18 protein-coding genes are annotated in these 18,627 nt (G+C 52.4%); 9 read left to right on the top strand and 9 right to left on the bottom strand.

Annotation, left to right across the window (positions count from 1 at the left end; genetic code table 11):
- The first annotated feature begins 22 nt into the window (after nucleotides 1-22).
- Together modF and VFA_RS19310 are read left to right on the top strand one after the other, a co-directional pair.
- The gene (modF, locus tag VFA_RS19305; RefSeq protein WP_004728539.1) at nucleotides 23-1,471 is read left to right on the top strand and encodes a molybdate ABC transporter ATP-binding protein ModF; all 1,449 of its coding nucleotides are present in this window, start codon (nucleotides 23-25) and stop codon (nucleotides 1,469-1,471) included.
- Between the two features lie 108 nt (nucleotides 1,472-1,579).
- Entirely contained in the window at nucleotides 1,580-2,137 is a 558-nt protein-coding gene (locus tag VFA_RS19310) for a VC2662 family protein (RefSeq protein ID WP_004728540.1), read from the top strand.
- A 79-nt stretch (nucleotides 2,138-2,216) separates the two neighbouring features.
- On the opposite strand, the gene VFA_RS19315 is transcribed toward VFA_RS19310, so the two are convergent.
- Together VFA_RS19315 and epmB are read right to left on the bottom strand one after the other, a co-directional pair.
- Entirely contained in the window at nucleotides 2,217-2,690 is a 474-nt protein-coding gene (locus VFA_RS19315) for an MgtC/SapB family protein (protein ID WP_004728541.1), read from the bottom strand.
- A 125-nt stretch (nucleotides 2,691-2,815) separates the two neighbouring features.
- Nucleotides 2,816-3,838, bottom strand: coding sequence for an EF-P beta-lysylation protein EpmB (epmB, locus tag VFA_RS19320; RefSeq protein ID WP_004728542.1), 1,023 nt, complete (start codon nucleotides 3,836-3,838; stop codon nucleotides 2,816-2,818).
- Nucleotides 3,839-3,870: 32 nt separating this feature from the next.
- Between epmB and efp the strand changes: the two genes are divergently transcribed.
- Complete coding sequence (gene efp, locus VFA_RS19325; protein WP_038152610.1) at nucleotides 3,871-4,437, top strand: elongation factor P; 567 nt, start codon at nucleotides 3,871-3,873, stop codon at nucleotides 4,435-4,437.
- Nucleotides 4,438-4,556: 119 nt separating this feature from the next.
- On the opposite strand, the gene frdD is transcribed toward efp, so the two are convergent.
- Genes frdD through frdA form a run of 4 tightly spaced genes read right to left on the bottom strand, consistent with a single transcriptional unit; the run spans nucleotide 4,557 to nucleotide 7,861 of the window.
- Entirely contained in the window at nucleotides 4,557-4,919 is a 363-nt protein-coding gene (gene frdD / locus VFA_RS19330; RefSeq protein WP_004728544.1) for a fumarate reductase subunit FrdD, read from the bottom strand.
- A gap of 10 nt (nucleotides 4,920-4,929) precedes the next feature.
- Nucleotides 4,930-5,313, bottom strand: a complete 384-nt coding sequence (frdC, locus tag VFA_RS19335) for a fumarate reductase subunit FrdC (protein ID WP_004728545.1) — start codon at nucleotides 5,311-5,313, stop codon at nucleotides 4,930-4,932.
- Nucleotides 5,314-5,315: 2 nt separating this feature from the next.
- The gene (locus VFA_RS19340; RefSeq protein ID WP_004728546.1) at nucleotides 5,316-6,056 is read right to left on the bottom strand and encodes a succinate dehydrogenase/fumarate reductase iron-sulfur subunit; all 741 of its coding nucleotides are present in this window, start codon (nucleotides 6,054-6,056) and stop codon (nucleotides 5,316-5,318) included.
- The gene (gene frdA, locus VFA_RS19345) at nucleotides 6,056-7,861 is read right to left on the bottom strand and encodes a fumarate reductase (quinol) flavoprotein subunit (RefSeq protein ID WP_004728547.1); all 1,806 of its coding nucleotides are present in this window, start codon (nucleotides 7,859-7,861) and stop codon (nucleotides 6,056-6,058) included. The genes VFA_RS19340 and frdA overlap by 1 nt, the downstream gene beginning before the upstream one ends.
- 305 nt (nucleotides 7,862-8,166) lie before the next feature.
- Here frdA and epmA point away from each other — a divergent pair, with 305 nt between their 5' ends.
- The 5 genes from epmA (at nucleotide 8,167) to cysE (ending at nucleotide 12,507) form a co-directional block, all read left to right on the top strand.
- Nucleotides 8,167-9,141, top strand: coding sequence for an elongation factor P--(R)-beta-lysine ligase (gene epmA / locus VFA_RS19350; RefSeq protein ID WP_038152612.1), 975 nt, complete (start codon nucleotides 8,167-8,169; stop codon nucleotides 9,139-9,141).
- Between the two features lie 163 nt (nucleotides 9,142-9,304).
- A complete protein-coding gene (locus VFA_RS19355; RefSeq protein ID WP_038152614.1) occupies nucleotides 9,305-9,739 on the top strand; it encodes a rhodanese-like domain-containing protein in 435 nt (144 codons plus the stop codon).
- A 162-nt stretch (nucleotides 9,740-9,901) separates the two neighbouring features.
- Nucleotides 9,902-10,369 (top strand): protein-export chaperone SecB, encoded by a 468-nt coding sequence (gene secB, locus VFA_RS19360; protein ID WP_004728550.1) that lies wholly within the window; start codon nucleotides 9,902-9,904, stop codon nucleotides 10,367-10,369.
- 188 nt (nucleotides 10,370-10,557) lie between these two features.
- Nucleotides 10,558-11,592 carry an NAD(P)H-dependent glycerol-3-phosphate dehydrogenase gene (gene gpsA / locus VFA_RS19365; protein WP_004728551.1) on the top strand — a complete coding sequence of 345 codons (1,035 nt, stop codon included), beginning with the start codon at nucleotides 10,558-10,560 and terminating at the stop codon, nucleotides 11,590-11,592.
- A gap of 93 nt (nucleotides 11,593-11,685) precedes the next feature.
- Complete coding sequence (gene cysE / locus VFA_RS19370) at nucleotides 11,686-12,507, top strand: serine O-acetyltransferase (protein WP_004728552.1); 822 nt, start codon at nucleotides 11,686-11,688, stop codon at nucleotides 12,505-12,507.
- Between the two features lie 60 nt (nucleotides 12,508-12,567).
- Here the strand turns inward: cysE and VFA_RS19375 are convergent, their stop codons facing one another.
- From VFA_RS19375 to argE, 3 genes are all read right to left on the bottom strand, one after another.
- Nucleotides 12,568-13,107: a PadR family transcriptional regulator gene (locus VFA_RS19375; protein WP_004728553.1), complete on the bottom strand. Its 540-nt coding sequence runs from the start codon at nucleotides 13,105-13,107 to the stop codon at nucleotides 12,568-12,570.
- 357 nt (nucleotides 13,108-13,464) lie between these two features.
- Entirely contained in the window at nucleotides 13,465-16,098 is a 2,634-nt protein-coding gene (ppc, locus tag VFA_RS19380; protein ID WP_004728554.1) for a phosphoenolpyruvate carboxylase, read from the bottom strand.
- A gap of 229 nt (nucleotides 16,099-16,327) precedes the next feature.
- Nucleotides 16,328-17,464, bottom strand: a complete 1,137-nt coding sequence (argE, locus tag VFA_RS19385) for an acetylornithine deacetylase (protein ID WP_004728555.1) — start codon at nucleotides 17,462-17,464, stop codon at nucleotides 16,328-16,330.
- A gap of 156 nt (nucleotides 17,465-17,620) precedes the next feature.
- On the opposite strand from argE, the gene argC reads away from it, so the two are divergent.
- Nucleotides 17,621-18,625: an N-acetyl-gamma-glutamyl-phosphate reductase gene (gene argC / locus VFA_RS19390; protein WP_004728556.1), complete on the top strand. Its 1,005-nt coding sequence runs from the start codon at nucleotides 17,621-17,623 to the stop codon at nucleotides 18,623-18,625.
- Nucleotides 18,626-18,627 lie beyond the last annotated feature (2 nt).

The raw sequence follows: 18,627 nt of genomic DNA on the forward strand, positions 1-18,627 counted from the left end.
CAGTTTCCAAGGAAAGGTCAATATGAAAATTCAGCAACTTAAACACCACACCGAATCGGTGTCGCTCACCATTGACGACTGGGCGTTGGCCCAAGGCGAACATTGGGGCATGTTTTCCACCCACAGCCACGCCGCCTCGTTGTTGGTGCGCATTCTGAGCGGCGAACTGACGCCGCAGCAAGGTGAGGTGAGTGACCTGCCCGGCGTGGTGGCATGTGTGTCGCTGCATGAGCAGCAGCGATTGCTGGATATGGAGCTGGAAAAAGACGACACCGACTTTATGGACCAGATTGATTACGGGTCGACGGTGCAGGAGTTGATTTTGGAAACTGGCTGCGGTGAAGCGGCACTGGAAGCGCTATTGACGCAAACCGATCTGCTGGCGCTGCGTCAGCGTGGGTTTCGTCAGTTGTCGACCGGTGAAACTCGCCGCGTGATGTTGGCGCGGGCGATGGCGCTCAAGCCACAATTGCTGATCCTCGATGAACCGTATTCCGGGTTAGATATTGCCCACCGCGCGCACCTCTCTCAATTGCTGGAGGAACTGGCGCAGCAGATGCAGCTGCTGATTGTCACCTCGCGTGAAGATGAATTACCGCCGTTCGTGACCCACGTGGCGCTCTTTGACGAGCGCAGCTTGTCACAAACCCTAACTCGCGAGGCGTGGCTCCAGCACCCGCTGATGGCGCAGATGAAAGCGCTGTCGCACAGCCGCAGCGATGCCATGCTGACACTGCTGGAGGCTCATCAGAGCGCGCACCGCTATCCGGATCCGCTGGTGGTGATGAATGACGTCACGGTTGAGTATGTCGATGCGCCCATTTTTCAGGGCATCAACTGGCAAATTCGACAAGGGGAGCACTGGCAGGTACGTGGTCCCAATGGGTGCGGCAAGAGCACGCTGCTCGGCCTGATCCTCGGCGATCACCCGCAGTGTTACAGCAACGATATCACCGTGCTGGGGATGAAGCGCGGCAGTGGCGAAACCATCTGGGATATCAAAAAGCACATCGGCGTGGTGTCTTCGGCGCTACACCTGCAATATCGCGTCAATTGCAGCGCGTTGGAAGTGCTGGTGTCGGGCTTTTACGACTCGATTGGCCTGTATCAACAACCGTCCAAGAAAGAGATTCTGTTGGCGCGTGAGTGGCTGAACCTGTTAGAAATGAGCGCGCTGGAGAAGGTCGGATTTCGCAATCTTGATTACGGTCAGCAACGTCTCCTGCTGATTGGTCGCGCGCTGATCAAGCAGCCAGCGCTGCTCATTCTGGATGAGCCATATCAGGGGCTGGATTACCTCAATCGTAAATTGGTGTTCCATGCGCTTAATCGCATTGCTTCGGCGGGCATCAGTCAGCTGCTGTACGTCACCCATCATGAAGAAGATGCGTTAGAAGCCATTCACCACTTCGTCGATTTTGTCGCGCAAGAGGCGGGGGGCTATGGCGTGAAGATTCACTCAATAGAGTGAAATCAGTCGCTTAGCAAAAGAATGACGAAAAACTAACAATTGCTGGTCATTGTTGCGGCCATAATAAGCAGGTGCACATTTAAAACTATCCCAACGATGGAGGTTAGTATGAAAAAGATCGTATCCGCGCTGGCAGTGACTGCCGCTCTGGCTTCGACTTCTGCTTTGGCGTCAACACCGGTGATGTTCTCTTCAATCAACAACTTTAATGCGCCGGATGACAATACGGTTGCGGGCGTCCGTGTTGCGGCCCTGTACGGCAATGTTGATCAGGTGAAAGGTTTGGACTTGGCTGTGATTGGTATGTCGGAAACGCAAACCACCACAGGTGTGAACCTGGGTATTTTCGGCGCGCACAAAATCAACCAAGAAATGACGGGTGCTTCACTGGGTCTGTTCAACTGGAACACCGGTAAAACGGTGGGTGCGAACCTCGGTGCCGTCAACATCACCAATGATGTGAAAGGCGCGAACGTCAGCTTCGTGAACTATTCTGAAGGTAACACCATGGTCGATGTGGGTGCAGCGAACTTCTCTGACACCTCAACCGTGCAAGTGGGTATTTTCAACAAAACATCGAAAATTGAAGGTGTGCAGGTGGGTCTGATTAACTGTGCAGACAACGGCTTCTTCAAGTGTTTCCCGATTATCAACTTCGCGAAATAAGCGGCGGTTGAATGAAAAAAGCGTTGCCAGAGTGCAACGCTTTTTTTGTTTCTGAGTTTCTGAGTGGGCGAGCCGGGCATTAGTGCGGGCGACGAAAACGTTGATGCACACCACGGCGCAGGCTTTGAAAGGTATTTTCAACCTTATCCACGCCATATAGCACGCACAGCACCAGCACCGTGATCATCACCGATTGCACGTGGTAACCCAAACCAATCATCAAGCCGAGCGCAGCCAGGACCCAAATGACGGCTGCCGACGTCACGCCATGAATCTTGCCATCTTGCGTCATCATCACGCCAGCCCCGAGGAAACCAACCCCAGTAATGATTTGGCCGAGTACGCGCGCTTGGTCGAGCGTATTGGGCGAGAGCGATACCGCCATCGCCATGAACAGGTAAGTCCCGGAAACGATGAGGATCGACGTTCGAATGCCGACCGGCTTGCCGCGCGTTTGGCGTTCCACGCCGATCAGCAAACCCGTAATGGCGCAACACAGTAGGGCTGGCCAACTGAACGGGCCCAAATCAAAGACAGTATCGAGAGAAAGCATCATGGCCTTTACAATTGCTCAAGAAGAAAAAGGCGCAGTATGCGCCCAATTGAACCGTGACGCGAATAAAAGCTTTTGCTGGTGTGGATAACGCTTGCTTATTGCGCGGGCGGATAGGCGCTCGGTTATTCCAAATGCAAGTCGAGCGGCGTTTTGCTCTTGCGACCGCCAATCTCGCGCGTCAGCGTGGGCACCAAGTAACCGGACACGCGCTCCAGCAATCCACTCATGATGGCTTTGGCTTCGCTGTCACTGATGTAGAAGTGCGCCGCACCTTGCACTTTGTCCAACACATGCATGTAGTAGGGCAGAATACCGGCATCAAACAGAGTGTCGCTCAGCGCCACTTGCGCCGCCACGCTGTCGTTCACGCCTTTGAGCATCACGCCTTGGTTCAGTAGCGTGACATTCACCGCGCGCAGGCGTGCCATCTGCTGTTTGAGTGCCAGATTGATCTCGTTGGCGTGGTTGATGTGCGTGACTAACACCACCTGAAGGCGGGTATTGGCCAGTAGCGCCACCAATTCATCGGTGACGCGCGCAGGAATCACCACCGGCAAGCGAGAATGAATGCGCAGGCGCTTGACATGGCTGATGGCGCCGATACGCTCAATCAGCCAGCTCAGCTCCTGATCTTTGGCCATCAACGGATCGCCGCCGGAGAGAATGATTTCATTGAGCTCTGGCTGTGACGCGATGTAATCCAGACTTTGCTGCCACACCGCTTTGCTGCCTTTATTGTCGGCATACGGAAAGTGACGGCGAAAGCAGTAACGACAGTTAATCGCACAGCCGCCTTTGACAATCATCAGCGCGCGGTTGCGGTATTTATGCAGCAGGCCGGGCACGGCGTTGTTCTGCTCGTCAAGCGGGTCTTCGGAGTAGCCCGGATGGACGTCAAACTCTTCACTGAGTGGCAAAACTTGACGGAGCAGCGGATCGTACGGATTACCTTTTTCCATGCGATCAACAAAACTTTGTGGCACCCGCTGCGCAAACAATTTGCGCGCGTCAAATCCGTTTTGCCATGGCTGGGGATCGATACCGAGCTGCTGAAGTAATTGCGCGGGATCGGAGATCCCATTCGCGAGCTGTTGGATCCAGTTTTGCTCAACAGAATCGACTTTTCGGGTTATGATGTGCGGCATTAACTTTAACTCGAAGAATGTAAGAGGAAATAATGGCTACTGTTAGCACGAATGAATTTAAAGGCGGTCTTAAAATTATGCTTGATAATGAGCCGTGTGTCATTCTCGAAAACGAGTATGTGAAACCCGGTAAAGGTCAGGCGTTCAACCGCGTACGAATCCGTAAGCTGCTTTCTGGTAAAGTTCTAGAAAAAACATTCAAGTCTGGTGACACCGTTGAAGTCGCTGACGTCATGGATATCGATCTGGACTACCTATACAACGACGGTGAGTTCTACCACTTCATGAACGCAGAAACGTTCGAACAGATCCCAGCGGATCTGAAAGCGGTGGGTGACAGCGCGAAATGGTTGGTTGAGAACAACACGTGCACGCTGACACTGTGGAACGGTAACCCAATCTCCGTGACACCACCGAACTTTGTTGAGCTGGAAATCACAGAAACGGATCCTGGCCTGAAAGGTGATACGCAAGGTACTGGCGGTAAACCAGCGACGCTGACTACCGGTGCTGTTGTACGTGTACCGCTGTTCATCCAAATTGGTGAAGTGATCAAAGTGGACACTCGCAGTGGCGAATACGTCAGCCGCGTGAAATAAGTAACCGTTTGATTAAAAAACCAGCGCCAGCGCTGGTTTTTTTGTGGCCGGAATTCAGTCATTCGGCGCAATAAAAAAAGGCAGGTGAGAGACCTGCCTTTTTGCCTGTTGACGGTGTGTTAGATCATGAAGATAAACACAACGGCCAGCGCAGAAATGATGGTTGCGAAGCCGTAACACGCAATTTTACCTGCCACACCGGTGTGGAATTTCAGGTCGTGCATGCCGTGGTGAACACGGTGCATCGCATGCCACATCGGCAGCGCCAATGTGCCGATCACAAACAGCGCACCGATGATGCTGGTCACGAAACCAGACACACGCTCGTAGCTCATCGCGTCAGCATCAATGATGCCCAGCGGCGCCAGGATACCCAGCACCAGAATGGTCACTGGCGTGATCATGGCAAACCATGTACCACCAGCACCAAATAGACCCCACCATACCGGTTCATCTGAACGTTTTGGATTGGTATTAATCACAATAAGCTCCTTACACCACGAAGAGAACGATCAGTGAAATGAAGGCAACTGCCACCCACTGAGTCAGTACGATGATTTTCTTATCCAGCAATTTGCCGTTCAGGCGAATTGGCACCACTTGTGGCATCATGCTGAAGAAGGTTTGCGCATGGAACAGGCTACCTGCCAGCGCGACGATGTTGATCGCGATGACGATTGGGTTTGCCATAAAGGCCAACCAGCTATCCCACGCTTCCGGTCCTTTCACCAATGCACCCAGACCCACGGTCAGGAACAGAGTGAACAGGATGAGTGGCAGTACGGTCGCTTCACGTACCATGTAGAAGCGGTAGAACGGATGATCTTTCCACCAAGTACGTTTCATTTCACGAACATAAGGTTTACGGTTACTCATCCTCAAGCCTCCTGTGGTTTCAGCATTGCAATGACGAAGTCCATAGATGACTCCACTTTGCCTTGGTTTACCGCAGCCGCTGGGTCAACGTGTTTTGGACACACTTCAGAGCAGTAGCCGACGAACGTACAGCCCCAAGCGCCGTTGGCACCATTGATCAGCTTCATTCGTTCTGCTTTACCGTTGTCACGGCTGTCTAGGTTGTAACGGTGAGCCAGTGTCAGGGCCGCAGGACCGATGAACTCTGGGTTCAGACCGAACTGAGGACACGCTGCGTAGCACAGACCACAGTTGATACAACCAGCGAACTGTTTGTATTTCGCCATCTGTTCCGGTGTTTGCAGGTTGGTGCCGTCTTCCGGTTTGCGGTCGTTACCAATGATGTAAGGCTTGATAGCTTCCAGACGCTCGATGAACGGGCTCATATCCACAATCAGGTCTTTCTCGATAGGGAAGTTCGCCAGTGGCTCAATTTTTACGCCATCAGGGTAGTCACGCAAAAAGCTCTTACAGGCCAGTTTTGGCACGCCGTTGACCATGATGCCGCATGAACCACAGATCGCCATACGACAAGACCAACGGTAAGACAGATCTTTGTCTAGGTGGTCTTTCACGTAACCGATCGCGTCTAGCACAGACATGGTTTCATCAAACGGAACTTCAAACGCTTGAAGATGGGGTTCTGCGTCTTTTGCTGGGTCGTAGCGCAGGATTTCCACTTTTTGAATGCGGTTCGCTGACATTATTTCTGCTCCTCTACGCTCTGTGCTGCTTCGGCCGCTGCTGCTTGCTCTGCCGCTTCACCGTATAGACGGGCTTTTGGCTGAGATTTTGTGATGGTGACCGCGCTGTAATCGATCTTCGGTGCATCACCGTTTTGGTAGAACGCCAGCGAGTGTTTCAAGTAGTTCACGTCATCACGCTCTGTGCAGCCGTCGTCAAGACGTTGGTGCGCACCACGAGACTCTTTACGAAGGATGGCAGAGTGAACCATGGTTTCGGCAACTTCTAGGCCATAACCGACTTCGATCGCGTACAGCAGGTCAGTGTTGAACACTTTGCCTTTGTCTTTGATGCTGATGCGTTTGTAGCGTTCTTTCAGTTCTGCCAGTTTGTTGATGGTTTCTTCCATCAAATCTTCCTGACGGTAGATACCACAACCCGCTTCCATGGTGTGACCCATTTCAGTGCGGATGTCAGCCCAGTTTTCGTCGCCTTTTTGGTCCAGCAGCGCTTGAATGCGTGCTTCAACCGCTTTCACTTGTTCAGCGATGGCGGTGTCGTTCCAGCCTTTGAATGATTCAGCACGTTTCACGGCGTGTTCACCGGCAACGCGGCCAAACACCACAAATTCAGCCAGAGAGTTTGAACCTAAACGGTTGGCACCGTGCAGACCGACAGACGCACATTCACCCACAGCGAACAGGCCTTGAATGCGTGTTTCACATTCGCCGTTGGTTTCGATACCACCCATGGTGTAGTGCACGGTCGGACGAATAGGAATCGGCTCTTTTGCTGGATCGACGTTGACGTAAGCTTTGGCCAGTTCACAGATGAATGGCAGACGCTCTTGCAGGTATTCTTCGCCCAGATGACGCAGGTCGAGGTGCACCACATCACCCAGTGGGTGTTTGATGGTGTTGCCTTTTTGCTGCTCATGCCAGAACGCTTGAGAAACTTTGTCGCGTGGACCCAGTTCCATGTATTTGTTCTTTGGATGGCCAACCGGTGTTTCCGGGCCCATGCCGTAATCTTGCAGGTAACGGTAACCGTTTTTATTGACGATGATACCGCCTTCACCACGACAACCTTCGGTCATCAGGATACCTGTGCCCGGTAGACCGGTTGGGTGGTATTGCACGAATTCCATGTCACGTAGGGGAACGCCGTGGCGGTAAGCCATCGCCATGCCGTCACCAGTCACGATGCCGCCGTTGGTGTTGCAGTGGTAAACACGGCCAGCACCACCTGTCGCGAGCACAACAGATTTCGCTTTAATGGTGACCAATTCACCTTCTGACATATGAATCGCAATCAGACCTTGCACTTCGCCGTCAACCACCAGAAGGTCGACCACAAAGTATTCATCAAAGCGTTTGATTTGCGGGTACTTCATTGAAGTTTGGAACAGGGTGTGCAGCATGTGGAAACCGGTTTTATCGGCTGCGAACCATGTACGTTCGACTTTCATCCCACCGAAACGGCGCACGTTGACTTCACCGTTTTCTTTACGGCTCCAAGGACAACCCCATTGCTCCATTTGGATCATTTCGCGTGTCGAATTCGCAACGAAATATTCAACAACATCCTGTTCACACAGCCAGTCGCCACCGCCAACGGTATCGTTGAAGTGGTTATCTAAACTGTCTTCTTCCTTGATAACTGCTGCTGATCCACCTTCTGCAGCGACCGTATGAGAGCGCATTGGATAAACTTTGGAAATAAGCGCGACTTCCAAGTCCGGGTTTGCTTCAGCCGCTGCAATAGCAGTACGAAGACCAGCGCCGCCGGCGCCGATGACTGCGATATCTGTGGTGATAGTTTGCACAGTTATCCTCCAGTGTAGTGAGTTTTTTATGGGGACCGGCTAGGATCCCTTGATTATGATTCGCAGCTTGTCGATACGAAGGAAAGCTTCTTCTCGGTACTCGCTACTTTCCACTTGTACCAAAGTGGTAGCGGTAGTTTAGAAGAGGCGTTGTTTGAAAAAATTGATTCTGTTGGGCTTTTGCTTAGGTAATGCAAGCGCAAGCATACTTATTGCTCTTTGTGTGATTTCGATCACGTACGGGTTTGGTTTTTTTATACATATGAGTAGAATTATCCCTCTCTGTGTATATGTGAAGACCGAAAATGAGCAAGTCAGAATGGATGCCGACCGCATCAATTGAGCAACTGAAGCAGCGCGCAGCGCTATTGAGTCGCATTCGTCAGTTTTTTGCCGAGCGTGATGTGTTGGAAGTGGATACGCCCGCGATGAGTCATGCCACCGTGACCGATGTGCATCTGCATACGTTTCAAACCCAGTTTGTTGGCCCCGGTTACGCGACGGGGCGTCACCTGCATCTCATGACCAGCCCGGAATTTCACATGAAGCGCTTGCTGGCCGCCGGCAGCGGCTCGATTTATCAGATGGCGAAAGCGTTTCGCAATGAAGAAAATGGCCGTTATCACAATCCAGAATTCACCATGCTGGAGTGGTATCGCGTCGGGTTCGATCATCACGATTTGATGGACGAAATGGATGCATTGCTGCAAATGACGCTGCAAACGGGAGCTTCTGAGCGCCTGACCTATCAGCAGGCATTTTTAACCGTGCTGGGGGTGTGTCCGCTGGAAGGCAGCATGGCCGAGCTGAAACAGGCCGCCGCGTCGTTAGGATTAAGCGATATTGCTGAGCCGGAAACGGATCGCGATACCTTGTTGCAACTGCTGTTTAGCATGGGCGTTGAAGGCAACATTGGTCAGCACGTGCCAGCATTTGTGTATGATTTTCCCGCCTCGCAAGCAGCGCTGGCCAAGATCAATCCACACGATGCGCGCGTGGCGGACCGCTTTGAGGTCTATTTCAAAGGCATCGAGCTGGCGAACGGGTTTCATGAACTCGACAACCCCCGAGAACAACTGGCGCGTTTCGAGGCCGATAATGCCAAACGCATCGACATGGGGCTGGCCCCTCAACCGATCGATTATCATCTGATTGCCGCGCTGGAAGCGGGCTTGCCGGCGTGCGCCGGGGTTGCGCTGGGCATCGATCGCCTGATCATGCTGGCGCTGGGTGAGGATCACATTGATAAAGTGACCGCATTTCCGTTTCCCCGTGCCTAATCAAAGGCCAGTGGCCAGCACGCCCCAAAGCGCGAACGCTGGCCAAACGGGAGTCATTTTCGTGGCATAAGTCAGGGATTCTGCGTGCTAACTGCTCGCGTCAGGCTGGCAACCTCGTTATACTCTTTGGCTGTTTTGATCCACCATTGCAAGAGCGCAGGATATGCAAGAATACATTCAGTTTTTCCAACAGAACATGATCCTATCCCTGGCCTGGGTAGGTATTTTGGTGGCGTTGATCGCCAGCATCTATAAATCATCAACGGCTGCTTACAAAGAAGTCACCGCTTCACAGGTGACGCATCTGATGAACCGAGAAAACGGTGTGGTGGTGGATATTCGCACCAAAGAAGACTTCAAACGTGGTCACATTACCGACTCAGTTCACATTTTACCGTCGGACATTAAAGCCGGTAACCTGTCTGCCCTTGAAAGCCACAAATCTGACCCAATCATCGTAGTATGCAAAACAGGTCAGACTGCACGTGAAAGTGCTGAGCTGCTGGCAAAAGCGGGCTTTGCGAACGTTAACCTGCTAAAAAGCGGCCTAGTGGCTTGGAACGAAGCAAATCTTCCTCTGGTTCGTGGCAAAAAATAATCGGTCACGAACGTTCTGAAACGGGCGCTGCACAAAATGTCGGCGCCTGAAACCCAGAGTTGTGATACTTGGCACGGATTGGATTTCCACTCTAGTGATCCCGCCAGCTCTCGGTTAGTCTCAGGGCAATGACTCGAAATTATCTGTATTAAGGACAAAATCATGGCTGAAGCAGCACAACAACAAGCTCCGCAACAAAACTTCGCAATTCAACGCATCTATCTAAAAGATGTGTCGTTTGAAGCACCTAACTCGCCAACAATGTTCCAAAAAGAGTGGAACCCAGATGTGAAACTGGATCTGGACACGCAAAGCCGTGAACTGGGCGAAGGTGTGTACGAAGTGGTGCTACGCCTGACTGTGACTGTGAAAAACGCAGAAGAAAACGCATTCCTGTGTGAAGTACAACAAGCGGGTATCTTCACGGCTGACCAAATGGAAGCGGGCCAACTGGCACATTGCCTTGGCGCATTCTGCCCGAACATCCTGTTCCCATACGCACGTGAAACGATCGCGAGCCTTGTGGTGAAAGGGACGTTCCCACAACTGAACCTGGCACCTGTGAACTTTGATGCCCTGTTCATGAACTACCTACAGCAACAAGCTGAACAAGGTGAAGCGCAAGCTTAAGCTGACGCTCTTCACCGCTCTGCCTCTCGCGCCAAAAAGTTGTGAGAGGCAACGCTAATGCACAGCGCATCTTCCTAGCATGGTGCGATGTGCATTTTTGTTTTTACCCACAGCGAAACGCCGTGCGTCTGCATTTGGGCGTGTTTTGGGTATAGAATAAGACAAACTGTTATCCATCAGGCGGAACAATGACTGATTCACACACAAACAATGCTTACGGTAAAGCGATCGCCATGACCGTCATTGGCGCAGGTTCGTACGGCACATCTCTGGCCATTTCTTTGGCTCGCAACGGCGCCAATGTTGTCCTGTGGGGACACGATCCGGTCCACATGGCGCGTTTGGAAGCGGAACGTGCTAACCACGAATTCCTCCCTGACATCGATTTTCCACCGTCGCTGATCATTGAATCCGATTTGCAAAAAGCGGTGCAAGCGAGCCGCGATCTGCTGGTGGTGGTGCCAAGCCATGTGTTTGCGATTGTGCTCAACAGCCTGCAACCTTACTTGCGAGAAGACACCCGGATCTGCTGGGCAACCAAAGGGTTGGAACCGGACACGGGACGTTTGCTGCAAGATGTGGCGCATGACGTGCTGGGGGAATCCCATCCGTTGGCGGTGCTGTCTGGCCCGACGTTTGCGAAAGAGCTGGCGATGGGCATGCCCACCGCGATTTCAGTGGCATCGCCTGACGCGCAGTTTGTCGCCGATCTGCAGGAAAAGATTCACTGCAGCAAAACCTTCCGTGTTTATGCCAACAGCGATTTCATCGGCATGCAACTGGGAGGCGCTGTGAAGAACGTGATTGCCATTGGTGCGGGGATGTCGGATGGCATCGGCTTTGGTGCCAACGCACGTACGGCCCTGATTACCCGTGGTTTGGCGGAAATGACCCGTCTGGGCGCGGCGCTGGGTGCGCAGCCGGAAACCTTCATGGGCATGGCGGGGCTGGGTGATTTGGTGCTGACGTGTACCGATAACCAATCGCGCAACCGTCGTTTTGGTTTGGCCTTGGGCCAAGGCAAAGATGTCGATACGGCGCAACAAGATATCGGCCAAGTGGTGGAAGGGTATCGGAACACCAAAGAGGTGTGGCTACTGGCGCAACGCATGGGCGTGGAGATGCCAATAGTTGAACAAATTTATCAAGTATTGTATCAAGGAAAGGACGCCCGCATGGCAGCACAAGATTTGCTGGCGCGTGATAAAAAAGCAGAACGATAACCACAGCAATAAGCTGCTTGGCATTTTTTGAAGGATTAAAAGAGCAACCCGGCGTGACGCCATGCCGGGGAAAAGCCCGAGGCAGAGTGATCAATGAAACAGTGCGCACAAAATAAAGTCTGGCAAGCCATCGTGAACGAGGCTCGCGAGCAGTCAGAGCAAGAGCCAATGCTGGCCAGCTTCTATCACGCGACGATTATTAAACACGAAAGTTTGGCGGCTGCGCTGAGTTATATTCTAGCGAATAAACTCAATACCGCGTCCATGCCAGCCATGGCGGTTCGTGAAGTGGTGGAAGAGGCGTTCGCCGCCGATCCGAGAATCACTGAAGCCGCGGCGTGTGATATTTGTGCGACGGTAACGCGTGACCCGGCGGTTTCCATGTACTCGATGCCGCTGTTGTATCTGAAAGGGTACCATGCGCTGCAAGGGTATCGCGTTGCGAACTGGCTGTGGCGCCAAGGCCGTCAGGCGCTGGCAACTTATCTGCAAAACCAAATTTCAGTCGCGTGTCAGGTGGACATTCACCCGGCAGCGCGCATCGGTCGCGGCATCATGCTCGACCACGCCACGGGGATCGTGATTGGTGAAACGGCTGTGGTGGAAGATGATGTGTCTATTCTGCAAGACGTGACACTGGGCGGTACAGGTAAAGAGTGTGGTGATCGTCACCCGAAAATCCGCGAAGGCGTGATGATTGGTGCTGGGGCGAAAATTCTCGGCAACATCGAAGTGGGGACAGGCGCCAAGATTGGGTCGTGCTCGGTGGTGTTGCAACCGGTTCCGCCGCACACCACGGTGGCGGGCGTGCCCGCACGCATTGTTGGTCGTCCGAGAACCGATAAGCCGTCGCTGGACATGGACCAGAACTTTAACGGCCGTTCACAAACCTTTATTGGTGGCGACGGCATCTAGTTCGAGCCGTTAACGATAACAAAAAAGGGATGGTGCTGAGCATCATCCCTTTTTTTCACTTTACTCCATCGCGTCCAGTTCAGCGACCACTTCTTCGGCCCATTGAATCCAAGCTTGACGCACCAACAGGTTGCGACGCAGTGTCAGGCGCTCTAAGCGCTGCTGCTTGTCCATCACGGCTGGGTTGGCATAGTACGCCGCTTCAATCTCGTTGTAGTGGGCAACCAGTTTACGCGACTCTTCGATGAGTTCGGTCAGTTGAATGCGGTACGGATCCGCCGGTTGGACAGCACAAGCCATTAATTTTGCGCTGAACTCATCACGTACAGTTGGGTGGGCGGTCGGTTGGTCAAACCATTCACCCAGCGCGCTGCGGCCTAAATCGGTGATGGAGTAGACTTTACGATCCGGTTTACCTTCTTGAGGTTCCAGGACACAGGTCACCAGATTCTGCTGACCCATTTTGTTCAGTTCACGATAAACTTGTTGGTGACTGGCTTTCCAGAAATAGCCGATGCTTGCAGAAAACTCTTTTGTGATGTCGTATCCGGTTGCATCGCGTGTGCTCAGAACAGTGAGGATAACGTGTGGTAATGACATGTCTTCAATCCAAATGGTTAATAAACTTCTAACAGTAGACTCAGCCATCGTGCGTACTTCTTGTTGGTACGCTGTGATTCAGGGTTTGAGTCTTGTCAGCAACGATGTGCTGCCCTTGTCACCTTGAAAGCCGTTTATCACCTAGGATTGATATGTCGTTGCATATCGAACTGCGACTTGTAGTGTTTGAATAGATGTCGCAGAGGAGCTGTAGTATATCTAAATAATAAGCATAAAGTAGAATACAATAGCGTTTTTTTTCAAAAAACTGATATTATTCTCAATAAATCTATCAAATAAAATAAAAGACCGCCAGTAAGCGGTCTTTTGGTTTTAAGTGGTTTTTTATGCTGTTAATTAGCCGGTATTGCGCATACCTGCTGCAATGCCCGCAATGGTGACCATCAGCGCTTCTTCCAGTTCTGGTGCTGGTTCCTGCGATTGACGCGTCCGGTACAGCAGTTCGGCCTGGAGCATGTTCAACGGCTCGACGTAGATGTTGCGCAGGCGAATGGACTCATGGCCCCACGGATCACTTTGCATCAAGTTTTCGTTGTTCTCGACGTTCAGCACGGTCTTGATGTCTTTTTGCAGTTGCGCGCGCAGGCGTTGGCCCAGTGGGCGCAGTGCTTCATCCACCAAACGCTCGTCGTAGTAACGGGCAATGTCGACGCTGCACTTGGTGTACACCATTTCCAGCATGCCCAGACGGGTAGAGAAGAACGGCCATTCGCGGCACATCTCTTCCAACAGTGCCTGATGGCCTTTGTCGATAGAGTACTGAATCGCTTCACCGGCTCCCAGCCACGCAGGCAGGACCAGACGGTTTTGGCTCCACGAGAAGATCCACGGGATCGCACGTAGGCTTTCGACGCCACCGTTCGGGTTACGTTTGGCTGGACGTGAGCCCAGCGGCAGTTTACCCAGTTCTAGCTCCGGCGTGGCTTGGCGGAAGTACGGCACAAAGTCCGGTTCGCCCCTTACCACGGCACGATAGGCTTCACATGACACTTCCGACAGTACGTTCATCAGATCGCGCCATTCCTGTTTCGGCTCCGGTGGTGGTAGCAGGTTCGCTTGCAGCACCGCGCTGGCGTACAGGTTAAAGCTGTTGACCGCGACTTCGGGCAGACCGAGTTTAAAGCGAATCATCTCGCCTTGTTCCGTCACACGCAGGCCGCCTTTCAAGCTTTTCGGTGGCTGAGACAGCAGCGCAGCGTGCGCTGGCGCGCCACCACGACCAATCGTACCGCCACGGCCGTGGAATAGAGTCAGTTCAACACCCGCTTCTTCTGCCACTCTCACCAGCGATTCCATTGCGTGGTACTGCGCCCAACCTGCGGCCATCACACCAGCATCTTTGGCGGAATCGGAGTAACCGATCATGACCATTTGATGGTTTTGAATAAAGCCGCGGTAGAGATCGATGCTCATCAATTGAGTAATAACGGCTTCGGCGTTGTTGAGGTCGTCCAGCGTTTCAAACAGTGGACACACGTCCATGCGGTAAGGGCAGCCCGATTCTTGCAGCAGCAGGTGAACCGCGAGCACATCGGAAGCGGTGCGCGCCATCGAAATCACGTAAGCACCAAACGCTTCGCGCGGCTGCGCGGCGATGATCTTACACGTATCCAGTACTTCTTTGACCGGCTCAGATGGTTCCCAATCACGTGGCAACAGCGGACGTTTGGATGCCAGCTCGTTGGTCAGGAACGCAATTTTGTCTTGTTCGCTCCAGTGATTGTAATCACCGATGCCAAGGTAACGGGTCAGTTCCGACAAAACATCGGAATGACGGGTGCTTTCTTGGCGAATGTCGAGGCGTACCAAGTGAACTCCGAACGCTTTGACGCGGCGCAGGGTATCGAGCAGCGAGCCGTCGGCAATCACGCCCATGCCACACTCATGTAGCGATTGGTAACAGGCGTACAGTGGATCCCACAGCTGGCTGATGTTTTGCAGCGGTGCTTTCACCGCGAGTTTTTGGCCGTGAATTTTTGCATCGAGAATATCGAGTGTTTCTTGCAGCAACGAACGAACGCGTTTCAACACCGCGCGATACGGTTCGTGCTCTTCTTCACCGGCTAATTCACGTAGCGTGTCGTTGCATTTGGTCATCGACAGTTCGGCCACCAACTCGCTGATGTCGCCTAAATACAGGTCGGCAGCTTTCCAGCGCGACAGCAGCATCACTTCACGCGTGATGGAGTGGGTCACAAACGGGTTACCGTCGCGGTCGCCGCCCATCCAAGAGGAGAAGTGCACCGGACGAGCGTCGATAGGTAATCCTTCTCCCAGATACCCTTTGACGCTCTCGTTTAGTTCACGAAGAAACTCAGGTACCGCTTGCCACAGAGAGTTTTCCACCACGGCAAAGCCCCATTTGGCTTCATCCAGCGGGGTTGGGCGCTGTTTACGAATCACGTCGGAATGCCAGCCCTGTGCGATCAACTGCTCTAAGCGACGCTCGGTTTTGAGGCGTTCTTTGGAAGAGAGTTCGCTCAGCTCCAGTTTGGACAGGCATTCGTTAATTTTGACCAGGTTGTTGATCATGGTGCGACGGGTGATTTCCGTCGGGTGCGCGGTCAGCACCAGTTCAATGTTCAGATCGCGTACCGCTTGGGCGGTATCCAGTTTGCTGATGCCGTTCTGGCTCAGTTGGCTGAACAGCGAATGCACCGCATCCGGTTCACACACATGCGCTTCACAATGACGTGAAATGGTGTGGTATTGATCGGCGATGTTGGTCAGGTTCAAGAATTGGTTGAAAGCACGAGCGACGGGCGTGAGCTCATCGTTGTTGAGGCTTTTAATCTCTTCAATGAGATTCGCGTGATCCGCTTGGTTGCCGGCGCGGGCAGATTTGGAAAGTTTTCGGATGGTCTCCACTTTCTCTAAAATAACGTCTCCGTCTGCATCTTGAATGGTCTGACCGAGGAGTCGACCCAACATGCTCACGTTACTTTTGAGCGCGGCGTATTTTTCGTTCATTGTCATCCTGCCTTGTAAAAAAATTACATCCATTGTTCTTTTCTTTAAGTACACAATCTAACGAAATTTGTCCAGTGCCGTCAAACATAGCAGACTAAGATTCCATTTATTGCTTCGTTGGTTCTTTTGAACAGCTGTTAGGATAAAACACCTTTTTTGTTGAAATTTTCTTACAAAAAGCCCTGAGTGGTAAAACCGACTCAGGGCGACGTAACAGCTTGTTCACACTTTAAAAGCAGTATTTGACCATCGCTTTGGACAACACGTTGATGGTGGGGTCGATGAACTCAAATGCCAAAAATTCGTCTGGTTGGTGGGCTTGATCAATCGAGCCCGGGCCTAAGACTAAAGTCGGACATAGCTCCTGCAAGAACGGCGCTTCCGTGCAGTAGTTGACGGTTTGCGCTTCATGGCCACAAATTTCACTCACGCCGGTGATAAATGGGTGATCGTGCGCGCACTCGTAACCCGGAATCGCGTCGTGCAGCGGCTCCAATTCAATTCGGCCCGGCCATTTTTCCTGAACCTCTTGCAGCGCGCCACGCAGCATGTTGTCCAAACCATCCAAACTGATGCCCGGTAGCGGGCGCACATCGTAATGCAGCTCGCAGCAACCACAGATCCGGTTGGGCGCATCGCCGCCGTGAATATGGCCGAGGTTGAGTGTCGGCGTGGGAATTTCAAAACCGGGGTGGTGGTACTCTTTCACCAGTTTGTCGCGCAGTTGCATCATCGCAAACAGCACTTCATACATGATTTCAATCGCGTTGACACCGAGCGCAGGGTTCGAGGAGTGTCCCGATTTGCCTGTCACACGAATGGCGTTGGCGACGTGGCCTTTGTGGCCGTGAATTGGCACCAAGCTGGTGGGTTCACCGATGATGCAGTAATCCGGTTTGAATGGCGCATTTTGCGTGAAGTGACGTGCGCCCAGCATGGTGGTTTCTTCATCGCAGGTCGCCAGCACATACAGCGGTTTGCGCTGTTTGCTCCAGTCCACTTTTTTCACCGCTTCCAGAATAAAGGCAAAAAAGCCCTTCATGTCGGCGGTGCCGAGGCCGTAAAACCGGTTGTTATCCTGCGTGAGCGCATGAGGATTATAGTTCCAGCGCCCTTCATCAAACGGCACGGTATCGCTGTGGCCTGACAGTAACAGGCCGCCTTCCCCTTCGCCCTTTTTGGCGATCAGGTTTTGTTTACCCGGCGCCACTTGATCAATCGTCACCTGAAAGCCGAGATCGGTCAGCCAGCCTGCCAATTTGGCAATCACCTGTTCATTACCTTGGTCCCATTTGGGATCGGTGGCACTAATCGACGGGGTCGAAATCAAGCCTTCATAGACTTCGAGGAAACTGGGTAATTGCATATTATCTTCGCTCCTACTATTGACAGAATAACGCTGAAAATGTAAAACACATATTAAATCACTTTTAATGAATAAAAAACCGATTAATCTGGTCTTTTTGGAAATTAATAGTCAGTTTTAAATGTTGTTATTCACCTTCTTTTTGGATGTTTTACGATGCTAAAAACCACCATCATCGGCGCAAGCGGTTACACCGGAGCAGAGCTGGCTCTTATGGTTCATAAACACCCAGAGCTCACGCTATCAGGTTTATACGTTTCCGCCAACAGCGTAGACGCTGGAAAGTCAATTGCCCAATTGCACGGCAAATTGGCTGGATTGGTGGAGATGCCAGTGCAGGCATTACTCGATGTCGAGCAAGTGGCGCAAGATGCTGATGTGGTCTTTCTTGCCACGGCGCATGAAGTCAGCCATGACCTCGCGCCTGTGTTTCTGGCCAACAACTGTCAGGTGTTTGACCTGTCTGGCGCGTACCGCGTGCAAAGCGAAGGGTTTTATCAACAGTTTTATGGGTTCGAACATCAGCATGGTGATTGGTTAGCCGAAGCGGCTTATGGATTGGCGGAGTGGAACCAAAACGCGATTCTCAATAGTCAGTTGATTGCCGTCGCGGGTTGTTACCCAACCGCTTCGCAACTGGCGATTAAGCCGCTGCTGGTGGCGGGTCTGGTGGATAAATCTCAGTGGCCGGTGATCAACGCGGTGAGCGGTGTGTCCGGCGCGGGGCGTAAAGCCAGCATGACCAACAGTTTCTGCGAAGTCAGCTTGCAGCCATATGGTGTATTTACCCATCGTCACCAACCTGAAATCGCGGCACACCTCGATTGCGATGTGATTTTTACGCCGCATTTGGGCAACTTTAAGCGTGGCATTCTGGCCACCATTACCCTAAAGCTCGCTGCGGGTGTCACGGCGGAGCAGGTCGCACAAGCGTTTGAGCAGGCCTACCACAACAAGCCAGCCGTGCGTTTGCAGACCAACACACTGCCAAGCATTCAGAATGTGGAATTCACGCCTTTCTGCGACATCGGTTGGAAAGTGCAGGGTGAACACATCATCGTCGTATCGGCGATAGACAATTTATTGAAGGGTGCATCGAGTCAAGCGATGCAATGTTTAAACATTCACTACGGTTTCGATGAACTAACCGCTTTGGTGTAAGG

Source organism: Vibrio furnissii CIP 102972 (assembly GCF_000176175.1).
GTDB classification, from domain to species: Bacteria; Pseudomonadota; Gammaproteobacteria; order Enterobacterales; family Vibrionaceae; genus Vibrio; species Vibrio furnissii.